Origin of the sequence: Alkaliphilus flagellatus (genome assembly GCF_018919215.1) — a bacterium.
In the GTDB taxonomy this organism is placed as follows: Bacteria; Bacillota; Clostridia; order Peptostreptococcales; family Natronincolaceae; genus Alkaliphilus_B; species Alkaliphilus_B flagellatus.
This window is the reverse complement of sequence record NZ_JAHLQK010000016.1, coordinates 1-1,568: the sequence shown is the minus strand read 5'-3', so window position 1 is coordinate 1,568 and position 1,568 is coordinate 1. Positions and strand designations below refer to the sequence as shown.

1 rRNA gene is annotated in these 1,568 nt (G+C 53.5%); it reads right to left on the bottom strand.

The window, feature by feature from the left end:
• Positions 1-42: 42 nt before the first annotated feature.
• Positions 43-1,568, bottom strand: a 16S ribosomal RNA gene (locus tag KQI88_RS17795).

Genomic DNA, 1,568 nt, shown 5'->3' with positions numbered 1-1,568 from the left:
GTCTCTCAAAACTAGACAGTATAGATTGCCAATTCTCCTTAGAAAGGAGGTGATCCAGCCGCACCTTCCGATACGGCTACCTTGTTACGACTTCACCCCAGTCATTGGCTTCACCTTCGACAGCTTCCTCCAATAAAGGTTGGATAGCTGGCTTCGGGTGCTTCCGACTCCCGTGGTGTGACGGGCGGTGTGTACAAGACCCGGGAACGCATTCACCGCGACATTCTGATCCGCGATTACTAGCAACTCCGACTTCATGTGGGCGAGTTTCAGCCCACAATCCGAACTGGGACCGATTTTGTAGGATTCGCTCCGGATTACTCCTTGGCTGCCCGTTGTATCGGCCATTGTAGCACGTGTGTAGCCCTGAACATAAGGGGCATGATGATTTGACGTCATCCCCACCTTCCTCCGAGTTATCCCCGGCAGTCTCTCTAGAGTGCCCAGCCGAACTGCTGGCAACTAAAGACAAGGGTTGCGCTCGTTGCGGGACTTAACCCAACATCTCACGACACGAGCTGACGACAACCATGCACCACCTGTCACCTCAGTCCCCGAAGGGAAGGCTTCGATTAAAAAGCTGTCCGAGGGATGTCAAGTCCAGGTAAGGTTCTTCGCGTTGCTTCGAATTAAACCACATGCTCCGCTGCTTGTGCGGGTCCCCGTCAATTCCTTTGAGTTTCATTCTTGCGAACGTACTCCCCAGGCGGAGTGCTTAATGCGTTAACTGCGGCACCGAGGTTTGACCCCCAACACCTAGCACTCATCGTTTACGGCGTGGACTACCAGGGTATCTAATCCTGTTCGCTACCCACGCTTTCGTGCCTCAGCGTCAGTTGCAGTCCAGAGAGTCGCCTTCGCCACTGGTGTTCCTCCTAATATCTACGCATTTCACCGCTACACTAGGAATTCCACTCTCCTCTCCTGCACTCAAGCCCTACAGTTTCAAAGGCTTACTACGGTTGAGCCGTAGCCTTTAACCTCTGACCCATAGGGCCGCCTACGCACCCTTTACGCCCAATGATTCCGGATAACGCTTGCCCCCTACGTATTACCGCGGCTGCTGGCACGTAGTTAGCCGGGGCTTCCTCCTAAGGTACCGTCATTATCTTCCCTTAGGACAGAGCTTTACGACCCGAAAGCCTTCATCGCTCACGCGGCGTTGCTGCATCAGGGTTTCCCCCATTGTGCAATATTCCCCACTGCTGCCTCCCGTAGGAGTCTGGACCGTGTCTCAGTTCCAGTGTGGCCGTTCACCCTCTCAGGCCGGCTACTGATCGTCGCCTTGGTGAGCCATTACCTCACCAACTAGCTAATCAGACGCGGGCCCATCCTATACCGAAATTCTTTGACCTTTTAGGGATGCCCCTAAAAGGTATTATGGGGTATTAGCAATGGTTTCCCATTGTTATTCCCCTGTACAGGGTAGGTTGCCCACGCGTTACTCACCCGTCCGCCGCTAAATTAAAATCATTCCACCCGAAGGCTTCCTGAAAATAACTCCGCTCGACTTGCATGTGTTAGGCACGCCGCCAGCGTTCATCCTGAGCCAGGATCAAACTCTTAAA